The sequence below is a fragment of the Pseudomonas sp. FP1740 genome (genome assembly GCF_030687165.1).
Taxonomy (GTDB): Bacteria; Pseudomonadota; Gammaproteobacteria; order Pseudomonadales; family Pseudomonadaceae; genus Aquipseudomonas.
Genome location: NZ_CP117461.1, coordinates 3097788 through 3116115 on the forward strand (window position 1 = coordinate 3097788; position 18328 = coordinate 3116115).

The window sequence follows — 18328 nt, forward strand, 5'->3', positions numbered from 1 at the left end:
GCTCTGCGTCCGCTCTTGGGACGCGGAGCGTCCCGGGCTGCATTCCCACGCAGAGCGTGGGAACGATCAATCGGCCAGGCTTCACCAACGCATCCGCACACCCAAGCTGCCAATCAACCCATTCAAATCATTGTCATCCACATTGCTGCTGTAATCGGCGCTGACGTACAGGCTGACCAAAGGCGTCACTCTGGCCACTAATCCCAGACCCACATCCACCGTTGATGAATTGCGGCTGCTGCTGATTTTGTCGACCTGATCCAGGCTCACGGTGTTGCCGGTGTACACCGTGTGCCACACGTTGGTCCGCACATAGGGTTCGACCGGCAAGCCATTGATATCGTAACTGCCTTTCAAACGTGCACCGACCCGTCCGCTCCAGGACGTCAGGTCGCTTGACGAGGCGTTGCCTGACCCGGCATACGGCGTATCCAGCGTGATGCGTTGATTGATCAACTGCGCCTGGGGTTCAACCACCCAGTTTTCGCTCAGCCCTATAGGGAAACCACCTTCCACCGACACTGTCACCGCGCTGCCTTCGGTGGTTTGTCGCACGCCCTGGTCGTTGCGGCTAAAACCGCTGACCCGGCCGCCGCTGGCCGTCAAGTCGACGTGCCAGCCTTGCGGCCCGGTCAGGCTCCAGTAGGCACCCAGGCTTTGGCCTTGAAGGTTGAGCGTGTCACGGCTGGGGTCTGCGAGGGCGCGACTGGTCAGCAGGCCGTTGTCGTTGCCCTGGAATTGAGCGGTGCCGCCGATCAGTCCGACCCGTTGGGTACTACCGCTGTTGCTTTGCACGGTCAGAAGCGCCGGGCCTTTGAATTCGCTGGCGCCGGGGATCGTGCCCTGGACCAGATAATCGGTTTGGGCCTGCCGCGACGTCGGGCCATAGGCGTGGTCCCAGGCCAGGGGCGCGGCCTCTTCGATCGTCAGACGTGAGCTGGGTAAGTCGGAGTTGACGCGTAAGCGGTCGGGATACGTGGCCAAGCCGAAGGGCAAGGTAATTGTCGGCGGTTGCTGGCTGTACCAGGGCATTGTTTCGTCCTCGGCAGACGACGCTCGCACCTCCATGGATGAGCACAGCAGGAGTGAACCGGAGACAACGCAAAAAGTGATTTTTATCTCTTGTGGGGTGAATGAAGTTCTCATGGAGGTCTACCTTGCAATCGCATGCGTATCTCGCTGTGGCGTCTCTCCTACCCCGAATGAGGGGCGACCGAATGGATTGAGGCAAGGTCCGACCCGCCCGTTTTACGGGTGTCTGGAGGCTTGCCCCTGATGGATTTCCGGGGGTAGTAAGGACTAGCTAAGAAGACCGATGGCGCCGCGTCAAGAAAATGGCCGATAAGTGGTACGGCTATTTTAGACTCTGTAAGTGGCTGATTTTTGACGCTGATCTAAGTTGTTGTTTGTGCGAAAAATCATCCTGAAAGGCGCAGTCCAGACGTGTTGGCTAGTGGGCTATCGGTTGCGTGACGGACGAGCAGTGCAAAATTCATGAGCAAGTCCGTGACGTGATTACTGTCATTTTTTCTGCTTCAGGCAGCAGTTCTTGGCGCCTGTCGCTTGACGGTCTTACAGGCGCACCTCCACCGCCAGCGGCAAATGGTCCGACAGGTGCGTCCAGGGCTTGTAGCCGAGTATGCGTGGCTCATGACTGCTGGCATTGCGCAGGTAGATGCGGTCCAGGCGCAGCAGGGGAAACCGTGCCGGGTACGTTTTCGCCGGGCGGCCGTGGTGGCGTTCGAATGCTTCATGCAGGTAGTCGCGTCGGGCGAGGGTGGCATTGCCTTGCAACTGCCAGTCGTTGAAGTCGCCGGCAATGATGACCGGGGCGTCGTCTGGCAACGATTCGAGTAACAGGCAGAGCAACTGCAGCTGGAGTTGTCGATGGCTTTCCAGCAGGCTCAGGTGCACGCAAATGGCATGCACTTCGGCATGGCCCGGCACATCCAGCACACAGTGCAGCAAACCGCGCCGCTCGGGGCCGGTGATCGAGACGTCGAGGTTGCGAAATTCGCGGATCGGGTATTTCGACAGCAGGGCATTGCCGTGATGGCCGTCGGGGTAGACCGCGTTGCGACCGTAAGCGAAATCGCTCCACATACTGTCGGCCAGGAATTCGTACTGCGAGGTCGGTGGCCAGTCGTTGTAACGGGAAGAATGGCGGTCGTGCTCACCGACCACTTCCTGCAGAAACACCAGGTCCGCCGACGTACTGCGTACCGCTTCGCGCAGTTCCGGGAGGATGAAACGTCGGTTGAGGGCGGTGAAACCCTTGTGAGTATTGACCGTCAGCACTCTGAGTCGATGAATCGCCGAGGGCGTGTTCGATGGCACTGATTCGACGGTTTGGCGTTCGGCATCGTGGGTCACGTTCACTCCTCTGAATCAGGGCTGCTGTATGTATGCGACTGATGCGTGGGCGAGCAGTTCAGCGTGATTTGTGGCAAGGGCGCTTTTGTGGCGAGGGAGCAAGCTCCCTCGCCACAAAAAAACATTCTTCGAGTCATTCAGACAAACACAATTTCATACGGCAACCGCATGCGTTCCAGAATCACTCGTGGCAGCAGCGGGGCGATGCCGATCGCCGGTTCGCCGTCGAGCTGGCTGGCGTAGGCATAGGTGGCGTGGCTTTTGCGCGCGACAGTCCAGGTGTCGAGGCGTAGCTTGCGCGCGCGATGCCAAGGAAGCTGCCCGTGATCGCGCATCGGCCAGTGCCAGGCCCAGACCGGTATTTCGTTGAGCGTCGCCCCGACCAGGGCGGCGGCCCTGGCGCTGGCCCGGCCGACAGCGTCGTGGTCGACGATGCCGTCTTCGCGCCAGGTGGTGAACACCACATCGCCGGGGCGCAGATAGCGGACGATGAATTGGGTCAATTCAGACTCTCGCTCGGCCAGAGCGTTGTCGGTGAAGCCGCCGCGAATCCACTTCAGGCTGTGCATCGGCAAGCCGAGTCGACGCAAGGCTTCGACACTTTCCTGGGGGCGGAACACGCTCAGGCGTTTTTCCGACCACTGTCGCGACCCCGGATGGCTGGCGCTGCCATCGGTAATCGAGATCAGTTGCAGAGGATGACCAAGGGAGCACAACAGTTGCAGCAGGCCGCCGCAAGTCACCACTTCATCACCGGGATGCGGGGCGATCACCACCGCGCGAGCTCCGGCCGGGACCAGTGTTTCGGTGTTGATGACAGGGATGTTGTCCAGTTGCGGCGCGCTGTTCCAGATCTGCGCAGGCAAGCTGTTTTCGCTGATGGAAACCGGTTTCATAGGCGCTACGTCCTTGTTCTGTCTGGCCCTCAGTCGTGCGCAATGCTTGCGGGAGCAAGCCTGGCAGACCCGTGAAGGCGGGTAGATAGCAATGTGCGGCGCTCCGAACCCTGGATTGCCGCGGTCAGAGTATTGCCCATGAAACGCTATTCGTCGCCTCAGCCTTTGGTCTGATGCCGTTTTTTAACCCTGGCTGTGTCGGGGGTCGCAAAAAGTCACCGAAACCGTCCCTCGGCAACTGCTACAGATATTATGGTGATCACTTTCACTCTTCTTCCTCATGCTGCAATTCGAACAGCAGCAGCGAACGGCCGGTGACCGAATATTCGCGACCGAACTCAAAGCGTTCCTGGCCTCGAATCGACGGTTGATTGGTATCGATCATGCAGGTCCAGAAACCGCCGTCAGGCACTTCCGGCAGCAGGAAGTTGACGATGTCATGGTGCGCGTTGACCACCAGCAGCAGGGTTGCGTCGGCACCCTTGCGGCGAATGCCGGTTTCCTGGGCGCGGCCATCGAGCAGTATGCCCATGCAGCGACCGTGGCCTTCTTCCCATTGCTCATTGGACATTTCGCTGCCGTCCGGGGCCAGCCAGGTCACGTCCTTGACGCCGATGTCTTCGTTGTAATTACCCACCAGGAAGCGCCCGCGCCGCAGGATTGGATAGGCCAGGCGCAACTTGATCAGGCGTTTGACGAACTTGAGCAGCGCCTTGCCGTCTTCGCTCATGTCCCAATTGACCCAACCGATCTCGCTGTCCTGGCAATAGGCATTGTTGTTGCCTTTCTGGGTGCGGGCGAACTCGTCGCCGGCCACCAGCATCGGCGTACCCTGGGACAGCAGCAGCGTGGCGAAGAAGTTGCGCATCTGCCGCAGGCGCAGGGCATTGATCTCGGGATCGTCGGTGGGGCCTTCGACGCCGTGGTTCCACGACAGGTTGTTGTTGCTGCCGTCCTGATTGTTCTCGTCGTTGGCCTCGTTGTGCTTGTCGTTGTACGACACCAGATCGTTGAGGGTGAAGCCGTCATGGGCGGTGACGAAGTTCAGCGAAGCATACGGTCGACGGCCGCGCTGGTTGAACATCTCTCCGGAGGCGGTCATGCGGCTGGCGAAGTCGGCGAGCTGGCCGTCGTCACCTTTCCAGAATGCGCGCACGGTGTCGCGGAATTTGTCGTTCCATTCGACCCAGCCCGGCGGGAAGTTCCCGACCTGATAACCGCCGGGGCCACAGTCCCAGGATTCGGAAATCAATTTCACCTGACGCAGCACCGGGTCCTGGCGACAGGCGACGAGGAAGCTGTGCCGTTCGTCGAAGCCATCATGGTAGCGGCCGAGGATGGTTGCCAGGTCGAAACGGAAACCGTCCACGTGCATTTCCGTGGCCCAGTAACGCAGCGAGTCAGTGACCATTTGCAGCACGCACGGGTGGCTCAGGTCCAGGGTGTTGCCGGTGCCGGAATCGTTGATGTAGTAGCGTTTGTCGTCGGGCCTCAAGCGGTAGTAAGAGGCGTTGTCGATGCCGCGCATGGACAGGGTCGGGCCTTGTTCGTTGCCCTCGGCGGTGTGGTTGTAGACCACGTCGAGGATCACTTCCAGATTGGCCTCGTGCAGGTGCGCGACCATCTCCTTGAACTCGGCGATCTTGCCGCTGGCCAGGTAGCGCGGGTCCGGGGCAAAGAACGCGATGCTGTTGTAACCCCAGTAATTGGTCATGCCTTTGTGCAGCAGATGCTGGTCGTTGACGAAGGCATGGATCGGCAGCAACTCCACGGTCGATACGCCGAGCTTGCGGATGTGTTCCAGCACGTCGTCGACCATCAACCCGGCGAAGGTGCCGCGCAGGTTCTCGGGAACGGCGGGGTGAAGCATGCTGAAACCGCGTACGTGAGTCTCATAAATGATCGTCTTGTCCCATGGCACGCTGACTCGATGGTCATGGCCCCAGGTGTGGGCCGGGTCGATCACTTTGCACTTGGGCACGAAGGGCGCGCTGTCCCGCTCATCGAAACTGAGGTCGGCGTCGGGGTGGCCGATGGTGAAGCCGAACAACGCTTCGGACCATTTCAATTGGCCGACCAACTGTTTGGCATAGGGGTCGATCAGCAGCTTGTTCGGGTTGAAGCGATGACCGTTGGCCGGGTCGTATGGCCCGTACACGCGATAGCCATAGATCAACCCCGGATGGGCGTCGGGCAAGTAGCCGTGGTAGGTCTCGTCGGTGTATTCCGGCAGCTCGATACGCTCCAGTTCCACCTCACCGGCATCGTCGAAGATGCACAGTTCGACCTTGGTCGCGTTAGCCGAAAACAGCGCGAAATTGACTCCCAGGCCATCCCAGGTCGCGCCTGGCGGGAAGGGCAAGCCTTCACGGATTCGCGAGGCCTCGTGAGGTTCGGGCGCGGTTTTCTTTGGACTGGTCATAGCTGCTCCTGCAACGGTATTTTTCGAGGGCGAATGCGCTCTCGGTGGCGAGCGGGCTCGCCACGAAGTCAATCAGGACAAGACAGTGAAGCGTCAGACCTCGGGTGGTTTACGCGCGGTGCGCGGCTTTTTCACGGTGGTTTTTTCGCCCGGCGGGATCACCGCCGAAGCGGCAGCGGGTTTGGCTTTGGGCTTGGCGCGAGGTTTGGTTTCGATGCCCTTGGCATTGACCAGCTTGCCGTCGGGCTTGCCGGCCGCGGGCTTGCTTGCGGTTTTGCTGCCGCTCGCTTTGGCTGGTTTGCCGGGCGCCAGGGCTTCGGCCTTGGCGAGTTTGCAGGCCATCTCCCAATGGCGGGCTTCCTGGCCCTCGGGTTTTCCTTCGGATTCCCAGATTTGATAGGCAAATTCGCGAATGCGTTTTTCGTCGGTACTCATCGCAATGCTCCTGAACTGAACTCAAGTTTGGGTAAAGAGATTGACCGGGAAATCCCCCAGCGCGGCGCCGACCATCAGCTCCTTGTGTTTTGTGACTGCGACGCTGGTAAAAAGTCCCTTCAGATTTTCTTCGGTGGCGGTGAACGGCAATTTGATTCGGGTATCGCCCCACAGCGACGCGTCAATCTGGGGGGCGGCACTGTTTTCCAGCAGTCCGGCACAACGTATCGGTACGGTCACGATTGCCCGTTTTCCCTGCCATTCTCGAGCAAACGCCAGTACCCGGTGAGCCTGGCTGCCAATCACTTCAAGGGCTTGGTAAGTGCCTTTTTGAAACAGTTCGGCATGCTCGGCACGCCGGTTCAGCGCCCGGGCGATCAGGGTTTGCTTGATGCGCCCGTCACGCCAGTTCGCCAACAGAGCGGGCAGGTCAAGCGGTAGGTGCATGGCCTGCTGACGGCTGACGTAATCCACCGGCCGGCGGTTATCCGGATCGACCAGCGAGAAGTCCCAGAACTCGCTGCCCTGATAGAGATCCGGTACTCCCGGCACGGTCATTCGCAGCAAGGTTTGCGCCAATCCATTCAGTGCACCCGGGACGGCTATGCGTTGAGCGGCTGCATCAATGGCCGCGCGCAATGGCTGACCTTCGGGGCTCAGCAGCAGGCGTTCGAGAAACCCTTGGGTCGCCTGTTCATACGCCTCGTTTGATGCGCTCCAGCTGCTTTGCAACTTGGCTTCGCGCAGGGCTTTGCGTTGCCACTGCCAGAGGCGTTTGGCGTAGTCTTCGAGCGCAGGTTGATCGTCGCTACACAATTCCAGTGGCCAACTGCCGAGGATTGCTTGATAGAGAATCAGCTCCTCGCCCGCCGAGGGCGCGCCGGGGTCGCTGCGCAGTTCGCCCGCGAGGGTTCGCCAGTGCTCGACCTGTTCGGCGTACCAGGCGCTGCGCTCGCTCAACACCGCCAGCCGCGCGCGGGTGTCTTCACCGCGTTTGTGGTCGTGGGTCGCGGTGGCCAGCAGGTTGTCGGGGAATTCGGCGAGGCGATTGGCGCAGGCGGCATGGAAGTCGGCAACCGGGGCGCTGAACTGCTCGGTGTTGTAGCCGACATCGTTGCGCGACAGGAGCACCGCCGAGCGATAAAGCGCGGTGTCTTCCACCGCTTTGGCCGCTGTCGGTGAGGTCAGTTGCTGGAAGCGCACGCACGCATGCTTGAGCAGTTTGCGTGGACGGCCCACCGGGCGCTTGCGCCAGGGTTGGCCACCGAGCCAGCCGGCCAGGCAATCGAGCACCGGCCAGTCGGCCTCGCCAAGGGTTTGCCTGGCACCGGCCATGGCGTGCTGGAAAAACACCTCGTCCTGGGCCGCGCGACCCAACGGGCTGATGTAAGTGCGGTACACCGGGAAGTGCACGATCAGTTCCTGCAAGGCCCGTCGGATCGCGCCGAGGGTCAGGTCCCGGGTCATCAGGTCGTCCCGGGCCACTTGCAACAGGGCGTGGGCAACACTTTCGAAATCCCCGGCGAGGGAACCGTTGAGAATCTGCTGGCGCGCCAGTTGTGCTTCCTGGCGGAAATCGGCAGGCCGTTCGCTGTGCCGGCTCCAGAGTTCGCCCAAGGTCTGGGCGCCTTCGGGGTCGTGTTGCAGCAGCGACAACTGGTTCATGAATTCGTAACCGGTACTGCCATCGACGCACCAGTCGCGGTGCAGGGTTTCGCCTTCGCCGAGGATCTTTTCGACGTAGATCGGCAGGTGTCGGCCGGGTGCCAGGCGATCGACCCTGCGCCGCAGTTTGCGGCAATAACCGCGCGGGTCGGCGAGGCCGTCGATGTGGTCGATGCGCAGTCCGTCGACCAGACCTTCGGCCACCAGCTCGAAGATTTTTGCATGGGTCGCTTCGAATACCGCCGGCCGCTCGACGCGCAGGCCGCCCAGTTCATTGATATCGAAAAAGCGCCGCCAGTTGATGTCGTCCGCCGCGGTGCGCCAACTGGCCAGGCGATAACTCTGGCGCTCCAGCAGGTTATGCAGGCGCTGGAAACCGTCGGGAGTGAGCGAGTCGTAAGTGTCGAGGGTGTGCTGGATGGCGTGCAGAATGGCCGGATCACTGGCCAGTTCCCGCAGCTCGGCTTTCAGTGGAATCGCCAGGCTGTACACGTCGGACTGATAACTCAAGGTGTCGAAGCGGTCTGCCAGGGATTTGAGTCGTTCAGCCTGCTCGACATTCAATCGGTCATCGGTCTTGAGCAGTTCGCCGTAGTCGGTGGGGCAAATCGGGAAGTGATGCTCATAGTGCTCGACATGAAAGGCACCGCGCCGGGCATCGAAACGCAAGGGCAGGGTGCCATCCTGCAGGGCGATGCCGTAGTCGCTGCCCAGAAAAGGCAGCAGCAACTGGCCTTCCATCAATGGGTCGGGCGAGTGCCATTGAATGTCGAAGAACTCGCCGTAAGGGCTCAGCCGTCCCCATTCCAGCAAGTCGAGCCACCAGGGATTGTCGCCACCGCCGACGGCCATGTGGTTGGAAACGATATCGAGGATCAGCCCCATGTTCTGTTCGCGCAACGCAGCGACCAAACGGCGTAACGCCGCTTCGCCGCCCAGTTCAGGGTTGACCGTGGTCGGGTCTACCACATCGTAGCCGTGCATGGAGCCGGCGCGGGCGGCGAGCAGCGGTGAGGTGTAAATATGGCTGACGCCCAGGCTGGCGAAGTACGGCACCAGCGCAATCGCCTGATCCAGGGTGAAGCCTTTATGAAATTGCAGCCGCAGGGTCGCCCGCAGCGGCTGGCTGAGCGGTTGATTCATTGGTCACGCTCGGCCGCCTGAAGTCGCGCACAGGCGAGCAGTTCCAGGCGTCGGGCGGCGTCCGGATCATCGAGCAGGGCTTCGCTGTTGCCGGGCAGCCGGCGGGACCAGTTGGGGTGGGTGTCGGTGGTGCCGGGCAGGTTGGCCTGCTGTTCGATACCCAGGGCATCCTCCAGTGGCAGCAACACCAGCGGCGCGCGGGTATGCCCGAGGAAGCGGATGGCGGCGTCGAGCACCTGATCGGTTTCATGGGACTCTTCACGGAAATTTTGCGGGTCCTGGCTCAGCACCCGGCGCAAGCCTTCGCGCTCGCGTTCGCGATGTTGACGCCATTCGATTTCACCCGTGGCGTCGACCAGGTCCAGGTGCGCGCTCCAATCGATGTCGCGGCCATGCCACCAGCCATTGAGCGTCGGCAGGTCATGGGTGCTGGTGGTGGCCAGGGCGTTGTCCGGCCAGTCGAGAATCGGCTTGAAGTGGGCGTTGTCCTGTTCGAACAACAGCACGCGCATGCCGAGGATCGAGCGCGCGATGAGTTTTTCGCGCAGGCCATCGGGCACGGTGCCGAGGTCTTCGCCGAGGACGATGGCCTGATGCCGATGGGATTCGAGGGTCAGAAGGCGCAGCAGATCATCCACCGGATAATAAAGGTACGCTCCGTCGCTGGGCGGTGCGTCTTTAGGGATCACCCACAGCCGTTGCAGGCCCATGACGTGATCGATGCGAAGGCCGCCGGCATGGGCGAAATTGGCCCGCAGCATTTCGATGAACGCGCGAAAGCCGTTACGCACCAGACCTTCGGGGGAAAACGCGGAAATCCCCCAGCCCTGGCCGGTGCGGTTGAGGATGTCGGGTGGCGCACCCACGGTCAGCGAGGCGAGTAATTCGTCCTGGCGACTCCAGGCCTGGCTGCCGCCGCCGTCAGCGCCCACCGCCAGGTCGGCGATCAGGCCGATGCCCATGCCTGCACCACGGGCGGCGGCTTGTGCGCGCTCAAGGCTGCGCGCAATCAGCCATTGGCAGAACGCGTAATAGCCGATGCGGGCCGAGTTCTCTTCGGCAAATTGCGCCAGAGCGACGCTGCGCGGGTTACGCCATTGCTCGGGCCATTCGCGCCAGTCGAGGCTTTCACCGCGCCTTGCACGGGCTTCCTGGATCGCTTCGAAGCGGCAATGATTTTCCAGCGCTTCGCCACCGGCGTGACGGAAGCTGCTGAAGTCGGCATGCAAGGGGTGCGCGCCATGGGTGAATCCTTCGTACAAGGCTTCCAGCAAGCGATGTTTGGCCTCGGCGGCGGTGGGCCAGTCGATCAGCGGCAATGCCTCGAGGTGCTTGAGTTCGGTGGCAAGGTCGGTGGCGTCGATCGCGGTGCGCAGGGCACGCTCGCCGAGAATTGCACCGGGCGCCGCGTACAGGCTATTGAGAAACAAACGGCTGGACGGCGAGTAAGGGCTGTAGCGCTGGGTGTCGCCGCTGAACATCGCATGCAGCGGGCTGATCGCTAGTGCTTCGGCGCCCCGTTCGCCGGCCACCCGGGCCAGGTCCTCAAGCGCCTGGGTATCGCCGAAACCGCCATCGCCGGGCCGGCGCAGCGAATACAACTGCACGCTCAGGCCCCAGGTACGCGGGGTTTGACTGTCAACCGCGTCGCCGACGCTGTAGCAGCGCTCGGGCGCCACCGCCAGGGTGAACGACTGATCGTCGATGCTGACGTGCTGATAACCCACCGGCACCAAACCGGGCAAAACAGCGTTGTCATCGAGCTTGAGGTTGAGCCGCGAGCCGTCTTCGAGATGGATCTCACACGGGGTTTGCGGTGCAAAGTAGTGGGCCAGATCAAGACCGACACCAACGTCGCAGGTCAGCAGGGGCGGCAGGTGCCGGGTTTGCTGTGCCTCCTGCAGTTGCAGCAGGCTGGCGTCGATTTCCTGGGCGGTGCTGGCGGGATGGCCAAGCCCGGCCAGCACTGAACGCAGCACCGCCGGGGTAACTTTCTGTGGCCGGCCATTGGCGTCGATCCAGTCGACGGCCAGGCCGGCTTGGCTGGCCAGTATTTCCAGTTGCGCATCGCTCATGGTCGCTCTCCATCCGGGGGTAGCAAAGGGGCTGCGGCTGTGAGGCTGACGAGCGCGCAATACGGGGCAAGGGTGCCCTGATCCAACAGACCGGCCGAGTGCGGCGGGTATTCGAACAGCAGTGTCGCGTCGGCCTGTGGGGAGTGGACCACGGGTGCGTCGCTGAGGTTCAGGTCAATGCGCAACTGACTGCCATCGCCCAGCCGCCAGCGTGCCGACACCGCGCCCTCGGCCAGTACCTGCGCCCCCAGCGCGTGGGCGCCGGGCAACTGCGGGATGATGTGTTGATGGCGGATTTGCAGCAGTCGACGATACAGCTCATGAATGGCCGGTTGCCGGGTGGCGGTCAGCTTCGGCCGCGACGCTTCGAAAGTCTGCATCGCGTTCGGGTCGGGAATCTGCTCGCGTTTGTGCGGGTCGGCAAAGGCGCTGAAGGCTGCGAATTCATTGCGTCGACCTTCGCGCACCAATTCCGCCAGCTCACCATGGTGGCTGGTGAAGAACAGGAACGGTTGTTCGGCGGCGAACTCATCGCCCATGAACATCAGCGGAATCATCGGCGACAACAGCAGTAACACGGTGGCGGCACAGAGGGCCTCAGGCCGGGCCAGTTGATGCAAGCGCTCACCAAAGGCGCGGTTGCCGATCTGGTCGTGGTTCTGCAAAAAAAGCACGAAGGCCGTCGGCGGCAAGTGACCGCTCGGCTCACCGCGCGGCGTACCGTGGCGGGTGATATGGCCTTGAAACACGAAGCCCTGGCTCAGGCAACGGGCGAGTTGTTCGGTGGGGTTTTGGGCATAGTCGGCGTAATAGGCATCGGTTTCACCGGTAAGCAAAACGTGCAGGGCGTTATGGCCGTCGTCGTTCCACTGCGCGTCGAAACCTTGCTCCAGCAGGCTGGCCTGGTTGTGCTCGTTTTCCGCCATCAGCCACACGTGCCGCGCCGGATCGATTTGCCGGCGGACCCGTTGCGCCAGCTCTTGAAGGAAGTCCGGGTCTTCGATGGCGTGCACGGCATCCAGACGCAGGCCGTCGAAGCGGTATTCCAGTAACCACATCAGCGCATTGTCGATAAAGAAGTCACGCACCTCGCGCCGGCGGAAGTCGATGGCTGCGCCCCACGGGGTGTGTTTATCTTCGCGGAAAAAGCCTTTGGCGTAGCGATGCAGGTAATTGCCGTCCGGGCCGAAGTGGTTGTAGACCACGTCGAGAATCACCGCCAGACCATAGCCGTGGGCCGTGTCGATCAGGTGTTTGAGTTGTTCGGGCGAACCGTAGGAGGCCTGCGGTGCGTAAGGCAGAACCCCGTCATAGCCCCAATTGCGCTCGCCGGGAAACTGCGCCAACGGCATCAGTTCGATGGCGGTAATCCCCAACTCGACCAAGCGCGCCAGATGCTGCTCGACCTCGCTGAAACCGCCGAGCGCACCGACATGCAGTTCGTAGATCACCGCCTCGTTCCATGGCCGACCTAGCCAGGCACTGTGTTGCCAGTGATAGGCGAGGGGGTCGACCACCACACTGGGGTCGCCGATATCGCCCGCCTGGGTGCGGGAGGCCGGGTCCGGTACGTCCAGCTCGCCATCGATGTTGTAGCGGTAGCGGGTACCCGCGGGACAGCGGGTCTTGATCACAAACCAGCCGTCGGCCTGAGGCAGCAGCGGCAGGGATTGTCCGTTTTCCAGTTCAAGACTGACGTAAAACGCATCTGGCGCCCACAAGGCAAAACGCGTGTGTTCAGCGTCCAGCATGATTGCGCCGTGGGGCCAGGTTTCAAGAGTCCGTAACGGCATCGTTGAAAACCTCTTACTGTTTGCCCGATTTACCCAGCGCTTTAGCCACCAGTTGTTCGTAGAGTTCGGCGTAGGGTTCGACCGCCTTGCACCAGTTGAAAGGCGCCGCCATGGCCCGGCAACGCATGGCGTTGAGCAGGCCGGGGAAGGCGAACACCTTGAACGCGCGGCTCAGGGCTTCGCGATAGCTCTCCACGGTGGATTCGTCGAAAAGAAAACCGGTCACGCCGTTTTCAATGGTGTCGGCCAGGCCGCCGGTATTGCGCGCCACCGGCAATGAGCCGAAGCGCTGGGCGTACATCTGGCTCAGGCCGCAAGGTTCGTAACGCGAAGGCATCAGCAGGAAATCACTGCCGGCAAACATCCGGCGGGCGTCGGTTTCATTGAAACCGATGTGCACGCCGATTTGCCCGGGGAAGCGCAACGCCAGCTCACGCATGGCTTGTTCTTCTTCCGGTTCGCCGCGGCCGATGATCGCAATCTGGCCGCCATTGGCGACAATGTATTCGGCCACCGCTTCGGTCAGGTCCAGGCCTTTCTGGTAGACAAGCCGCGAGACCACGGCGAACAGCGGGCCTTCGGAATCATCCAGGCCGAACAACCGGCGAACGTGCGCCGCGTTGACCGCTTTGCCGTCCCAGTCGCCGATGCCGAACGGGTGGAACAGGTGCGGATCGGTAGCTGCGTCCCAGCTTTCATCGATGCCATTGGGAATCCCGCTGAGCAGACCTTGCTGGGTCTTGGCGGCGAGAAAACCGTCGAGGCCGCAGCCGAAGGCCGGCGTGGTGATTTCCTGGGCATAGGTGGCGCTGACGGTGGTGATGTGGCTCGAATAGGCCATGCCGGCCTTGAGGAACGACATCTTGCCGTAAAACTCCATGCCTTCCTGTTGCAAGGCATGCATGGGAATACCGAGTTCCGGGCACGAGCCGAGGCTGGTGACGCCCTGGTAGGCCAGGTTGTGGATGGTGAACAGGGTCGGGGTGCGTTGACCGCGCCAGTGCATATAGGCAGGGGCCAGACCGGCGGGCCAGTCGTGGGCGTGCACCAGATCCGGGCACCAGTGAATTTGAGCGAGGTTGGCCGCGATATCGGCGGCCGCGAGGCCCAGGCGGGCGAAACGAATATGGTTGTCCGGCCAGTCGCGGCCGTTGTTGGCGCCGTAGGGTGAACCTTCGCGCTCGTACAGTTCAGGGCAGATCAACACGTAAATGACCAGGCCGTCGGGCATGTCCATGCGCCCGATCTTGCAGGGCGGCAACGCCGCGTGCCCGCCCAGTTCACCAATGATATGAATCGGGTTCTCGCTGTTCATCACTTGCGGATAACCGGGGATCAGCACACGCACATCGTGCAGATGCGCCATGGCCCGCGGCAGGGCGGCGGAAACGTCGCCCAGGCCGCCGGTCTTCACCAGATCGGCAATCTCCGAGGTGACGAACAACACTTTTTTCTTGTTGGGATTCTGACGGACTACCGGTGCCAACGCCTTGGTGACCGGGATGCTGACCGATTTGGCTTTAAGGGCTCCCACGGTGCTGGCTTCGCCGACCTGTTGATGAGCACGTTCTCCCTGAACATCTAACGCCGTATTGATCATATGCATCTCCCCGTGTTGTTGATCTGATTCCAAACCTGGCACAAACGGTGTTGGCCAATTCCTGTGGCCGGGCGCAAACGCGCTACGCATCGGTGAGCAAGTGCTGCCCATGCGCTGAAGCTCAATGGGTGAAGTGGCTGTTGCAAGGAATGCACCAGTCGCTGTGCCCTACCTTTCAGCTGACCTGAAGCCAATACGAAAAGTTTCTATTTATTTCACCGAATGACCAGTCGGTTTTATTCCCCGAAAACAGTCTAGGCCAGAACCTAGAGGGGGGGTGGTCAACCGGACAAATTGTTCGACAATCGGTTGAGGGAGGGTACAAAACACACGGGCTTTATGGGGGAACGCACCGACGAAGGGCAGGTTTGTTTTTTTGGATGGGTCAAATCGGGACCGCGAAGTCACAATAGTTGGGCACGATGGAATAGGAGTTGCACCATTGCGGTGCGCAGAATTTAGGGGGTGTGGTGGATTTGAGGGCCTCTTCGCGGGCAGGCCTCGCTCCCCCAGGGGAATGCATTTCACATGCGGGGGCGAGGTTTGCCCGCGAAGAACGATAACGCAGTCTCAGCCCAGCAACCGAATCGGCGCCCCGGCTGCCCAAGCCTGAATGTCCTCGATCATCTGCGAAAAAAACAGCTGGTAATTCTGTCGGCTGACGTACCCGACATGGGGCGTGGCCAACACATTGTCCAGCGTTCTGAAGGGATGATGGCGAGGCAGCGGCTCGTGCTCGAACACGTCCAGGGCCGCGCCCGCCAGGCGCTTTTTCTGCAGCGCCTTGATCAGCGCCGACTCATCGACAATCGGCCCGCGCGCAGTATTGACCAGCCATGCCGTGGGTTTCATCCAGTCCAGCGCCTGAGCGTCCACCAGCCCGCGACTGCGCTCGCTGAGCACCAGATGGACGGATAGCACATCGGCCTGCTCGAACAGTTCCTGCTTGCTGACATAGGTCACGTCGACTTCGGCCGCTCGTTCGGCGGTGAGGTTTTCGCTCCAGGCGATGACGCGCATGCCGAACATCTGGCCGAACCGGGCGACCCGTTGACCGATGCTGCCCAGGCCGAGGATCGCCAGTGTCTTGCCCTGCAAGTCGCCGCCCAGGCCTTGCTGCCATTGGCCCGCGCGCAAGGCGTTGGCTTCGGCCACCAGGTTGCGGGTCGCGGCCATGATCAGTGCCCAGGTCAATTCGGGAGCCGCGTGTTTGTAGCTGTCGGTGCCGCAGACCTGGATGCCCAGCGCGGCGGCGGCTTTCAGGTCCAGGGCGGCGTTACGCATGCCACCGGTGACCAACAGTTTGAGGGCGGGCAAGCGGCGCAGCAGGTCTTCGTCGAACCGGGTGCGCTCGCGCATCACGCAGATCACCTCGAATGCGCCCAGACGCTCGGCCAGGGTTTCGTTATCGGCCGGGTAGTCATGGATAAAACTCACCTGGCCGATGCTGTCCAGCACTGACCAGTCCACCACCTCGCGCGCCACGTCCTGCCAGTCATCGATCACTGCAATCTGCACCGCCATCAGCCTTACCTCATCAACGAACGGGATTTGTTTTGTAGAAGTTCTTGCCATGCATCAACACAACGCTGCAGCCAGGGCCGCTTCGCTGCCTAACGGGGGCAAGCCCCCATGCCACAGCGTTCAACTCATCCAGCCCAGAGTGGCCAATGCCAGCACACTATAGCGGGCGCCTTTGGCCAGGGTCACGATCATCAGGAAACGCCCCAGCGGTTCACGCATGACGCCGGCAACCAGCGTCAGCGGGTCGCCGATGATCGGTACCCAGCTCAGCAGCAAGGACCAATGACCGTAGCGCAGATAATGCATTTGGGCTTGTTGAAGATGACGAGGGCTGACCGGAAACCAGCGCCGCTCGCGAAACCGATCGATGCCGCGTCCCAACCACCAGTTCAGCAGCGACCCCAGCACGTTGCCCAGCGTTGCCACTGCCAACAGAGACCAGAGCCAATACCGGTCGCTGAGCAACAGCCCCACCAGCACTGCTTCGGACTGCAAGGGCAGCAGGCTCGCGGCGCCGAACGCCGCGAGAAACAACCCGATGTAGGCACCGAGCATCAATGGGCGGGGTAGTCAGCCACCACCACGTCAGTGCCGTCCTTTTTCAGGCCGATTACCTGGTAGGCGTCGCTCATGCCGTCCATTTCCATTCCGGGCGAGCCCATCGGCATACCGGGGGCGGCAACTCCCAACAGATCGTCACGTTTGCTCAAGGCCAGCACTTGGTCGGCCGGCACGTGGCCTTCGACGAACTTGCCGTTGATCAAGGCGGTGTGGCACGACGCCAGGCGAGGCGGCACGCCGTTTTGTTGCTTGAACTGGCTCATATCGGCTTCGACGTGGTCTTCGACCTTGAAGCCGTTGGCTTCCAGATGGCTGACCCATTTTTTGCAGCAGCCACAATTGGCGTCGCGGTGAACTTCGATCGGGATCAGGTCGGCGGCCTGGGCCAGGGAGGAGATGAAGAGGGCGCTCAGGGCGGCCAGACGCAGGTGGGTTCGCATGGGAGTCTCGTCTCGGGTTGCGGCCAAAAAGATGCATTTTGACTCTTTTATCCGACTGGGCATTGCGCGAGTGTTTCTAAGTTATACAAGGTCGGCTGGCCAGATCATCACAGATCAATGCTGTCAGCTGAATGAGCGAGGAATGACAAAATTGTCAGGTGTGCCGTCTGAGCGTCGAAAACCGGCGCTCAGGGGACTTACGAACTGTAAAATTTGCAAGCCTACGGCAAGGGCAACGGGACAACAGTACCCACTGACAAGGACGTGAAGGCCTGGGCCTGACGTGGTCAGTTGCGTTGGCCCGCTCGAACTGTCGAGCGGGCCAGGCAACGGCTACCGGTCGAGCAACTTCATGACCTCTTCCGGATAGCGCAAGCCAGCGGTGGCATTGGCCGGGAATATCGCTTCAAGGGCCTGCAACTCTTCGCGGCTCAGTTTCACCTCCAGCGCGGCCACATTTTCTTCCAGGTATTTACGCTGTTTGGTGCCCGGAATCGGGATCAGGTAATCCCCTTGAGCCAAAACCCAGGCTAGGGCCAATTGGCCGGCTGTCACGCCTTTGTCGGCGGCCAGCGTTTGTACCTGCTGCACCAGCAACAGGTTTTTGGCAAAGTTTTCCCCTTGGAAACGCGGGCTGAAGCGACGGTAGTCGTCGGCGGCGAAGTCATCCGGGCTTTTCAGTGCCCCGGTCAAAAAGCCCCGACCCAACGGGCTATAAGGTACAAAGGCCACGCCCAGGCGCTGGCATGCGGTCAGGCAACCGTTCTCTTCCTGATCGCGGCTCCATAGCGAATATTCACTTTGCAGGGCGCTGATCGGATGAACCTTGTGCGCTCGCTCCAGTGTGTCAACCGAGGCCTCACTCAATCCCAGGTAACGCACCTTGCCGGCCCTCACCAGTTCGGCCATGGCGCCGACGGTTTCCTCGATGGCCACCTGCGGATCGATGCGGTGCTGGTAATACAAATCCAGGGTTTCCACGCCAAGGCGCTTGAGGGTGCCGTCGATTGCCGCGTGAATGTATTCCGGGCGACCGTTGACGCCACGCGCGCCGGGGTTGGACGGGTCGCGGACAATGCCGAACTTGCTGGCCAGGAACACTTGGTCACGCTTGCCGACAATCGCCTTGCCGATCAGCTCTTCGTTGGTGTGTGGGCCGTACATGTCTGCCGTGTCGAGCAGGTTGATCCCCAACTCCAGCGCGCGATGCAGCGTTGCCGTGGCTTCGCGGGTGTCCACGCCGGTGGTGTAGAAATCGGTCATGCCCATGCAGCCCAGACCGATGGCTGACACCTGTGGTCCGTTCTTGCCCAGTTGACGTGTTTGCATGAAATGAACTCTCTGTGGATGTAGGCGCTTAGTGTCGATCTCGACAGAACGAAGATAAACCGGCTAAAAGTG

The 18328-nt window shown here is 61.4% G+C and carries 13 protein-coding genes; all 13 read right to left on the reverse strand.

Annotated elements, in window-relative coordinates; all coding sequences use genetic code 11:
• Nucleotides 1-81: 81 nt before the first annotated feature.
• Entirely contained in the window at nt 82-1146 is a 1065-nt protein-coding gene (locus PSH69_RS14065) for an autotransporter outer membrane beta-barrel domain-containing protein (RefSeq protein WP_305412576.1), read from the reverse strand.
• Nucleotides 1147-1572: 426 nt separating this feature from the next.
• The gene (locus PSH69_RS14070; protein ID WP_305412578.1) at nt 1573-2373 is read right to left on the reverse strand and encodes an endonuclease/exonuclease/phosphatase family protein; all 801 of its coding nucleotides are present in this window, start codon (nt 2371-2373) and stop codon (nt 1573-1575) included.
• Between the two features lie 137 nt (nt 2374-2510).
• Nucleotides 2511-3269: a PIG-L deacetylase family protein gene (locus PSH69_RS14075; protein WP_305412580.1), complete on the reverse strand. Its 759-nt coding sequence runs from the start codon at nt 3267-3269 to the stop codon at nt 2511-2513.
• A 265-nt stretch (nt 3270-3534) separates the two neighbouring features.
• On the reverse strand, nt 3535-5691 hold the full coding sequence (gene glgX / locus PSH69_RS14080) for a glycogen debranching protein GlgX (RefSeq protein WP_305412581.1): 2157 nt from the start codon (nt 5689-5691) through the stop codon (nt 3535-3537).
• 93 nt (nt 5692-5784) lie between these two features.
• Nucleotides 5785-6126, reverse strand: coding sequence for a DUF2934 domain-containing protein (locus tag PSH69_RS14085; RefSeq protein WP_305412583.1), 342 nt, complete (start codon nt 6124-6126; stop codon nt 5785-5787).
• A 21-nt stretch (nt 6127-6147) separates the two neighbouring features.
• Nucleotides 6148-8934: a malto-oligosyltrehalose synthase gene (locus PSH69_RS14090; protein ID WP_305412584.1), complete on the reverse strand. Its 2787-nt coding sequence runs from the start codon at nt 8932-8934 to the stop codon at nt 6148-6150.
• The gene (gene malQ, locus PSH69_RS14095) at nt 8931-11009 is read right to left on the reverse strand and encodes a 4-alpha-glucanotransferase (RefSeq protein WP_305412585.1); all 2079 of its coding nucleotides are present in this window, start codon (nt 11007-11009) and stop codon (nt 8931-8933) included. Before malQ ends, PSH69_RS14090 begins: the two co-directional genes overlap by 4 nt.
• Nucleotides 11006-12802, reverse strand: coding sequence for a malto-oligosyltrehalose trehalohydrolase (treZ, locus tag PSH69_RS14100; RefSeq protein ID WP_305412586.1), 1797 nt, complete (start codon nt 12800-12802; stop codon nt 11006-11008). Before treZ ends, malQ begins: the two co-directional genes overlap by 4 nt.
• A 13-nt stretch (nt 12803-12815) precedes the next feature.
• The gene (gene glgA / locus PSH69_RS14105; protein ID WP_305412587.1) at nt 12816-14402 is read right to left on the reverse strand and encodes a glycogen synthase GlgA; all 1587 of its coding nucleotides are present in this window, start codon (nt 14400-14402) and stop codon (nt 12816-12818) included.
• 570 nt (nt 14403-14972) lie between these two features.
• Nucleotides 14973-15926 carry a D-2-hydroxyacid dehydrogenase family protein gene (locus tag PSH69_RS14110; RefSeq protein ID WP_305412588.1) on the reverse strand — a complete coding sequence of 318 codons (954 nt, stop codon included), beginning with the start codon at nt 15924-15926 and terminating at the stop codon, nt 14973-14975.
• A gap of 120 nt (nt 15927-16046) precedes the next feature.
• The gene (locus tag PSH69_RS14115; protein WP_305412589.1) at nt 16047-16481 is read right to left on the reverse strand and encodes a YqaA family protein; all 435 of its coding nucleotides are present in this window, start codon (nt 16479-16481) and stop codon (nt 16047-16049) included.
• Nucleotides 16481-16927, reverse strand: coding sequence for a DUF411 domain-containing protein (locus PSH69_RS14120; protein ID WP_305412590.1), 447 nt, complete (start codon nt 16925-16927; stop codon nt 16481-16483). Before PSH69_RS14120 ends, PSH69_RS14115 begins: the two co-directional genes overlap by 1 nt.
• A 333-nt stretch (nt 16928-17260) precedes the next feature.
• The gene (locus PSH69_RS14125; RefSeq protein WP_305412591.1) at nt 17261-18256 is read right to left on the reverse strand and encodes an aldo/keto reductase; all 996 of its coding nucleotides are present in this window, start codon (nt 18254-18256) and stop codon (nt 17261-17263) included.
• Nucleotides 18257-18328: the final 72 nt, after the last annotated feature.

Excerpts from the sequence above, each read along its gene's own strand:
- PSH69_RS14090 (WP_305412584.1), bottom strand. The coding sequence starts at position 8,934 with ATGAATCAACCGCTCAGCCAGCCGCTGCGGGCGACCCTGCGGCTGCAA.
- PSH69_RS14085 (WP_305412583.1), bottom strand. The coding sequence starts at position 6,126 with ATGAGTACCGACGAAAAACGCATTCGCGAATTTGCCTATCAAATCTGG.
- PSH69_RS14125 (WP_305412591.1), bottom strand. The coding sequence starts at position 18,256 with ATGCAAACACGTCAACTGGGCAAGAACGGACCACAGGTGTCAGCCATC.
- glgX (WP_305412581.1), bottom strand. The coding sequence starts at position 5,691 with ATGACCAGTCCAAAGAAAACCGCGCCCGAACCTCACGAGGCCTCGCGA.
- PSH69_RS14075 (WP_305412580.1), bottom strand. The coding sequence starts at position 3,269 with ATGAAACCGGTTTCCATCAGCGAAAACAGCTTGCCTGCGCAGATCTGG.
- PSH69_RS14110 (WP_305412588.1), bottom strand. The coding sequence starts at position 15,926 with ATGGCGGTGCAGATTGCAGTGATCGATGACTGGCAGGACGTGGCGCGC.
- PSH69_RS14115 (WP_305412589.1), bottom strand. The coding sequence starts at position 16,481 with ATGCTCGGTGCCTACATCGGGTTGTTTCTCGCGGCGTTCGGCGCCGCG.
- malQ (WP_305412585.1), bottom strand. The coding sequence starts at position 11,009 with ATGAGCGATGCGCAACTGGAAATACTGGCCAGCCAAGCCGGCCTGGCC.
- treZ (WP_305412586.1), bottom strand. The coding sequence starts at position 12,802 with ATGCCGTTACGGACTCTTGAAACCTGGCCCCACGGCGCAATCATGCTG.
- PSH69_RS14120 (WP_305412590.1), bottom strand. The coding sequence starts at position 16,927 with ATGCGAACCCACCTGCGTCTGGCCGCCCTGAGCGCCCTCTTCATCTCC.
- glgA (WP_305412587.1), bottom strand. The coding sequence starts at position 14,402 with ATGATCAATACGGCGTTAGATGTTCAGGGAGAACGTGCTCATCAACAG.
- PSH69_RS14065 (WP_305412576.1), bottom strand. The coding sequence starts at position 1,146 with ATGAGAACTTCATTCACCCCACAAGAGATAAAAATCACTTTTTGCGTT.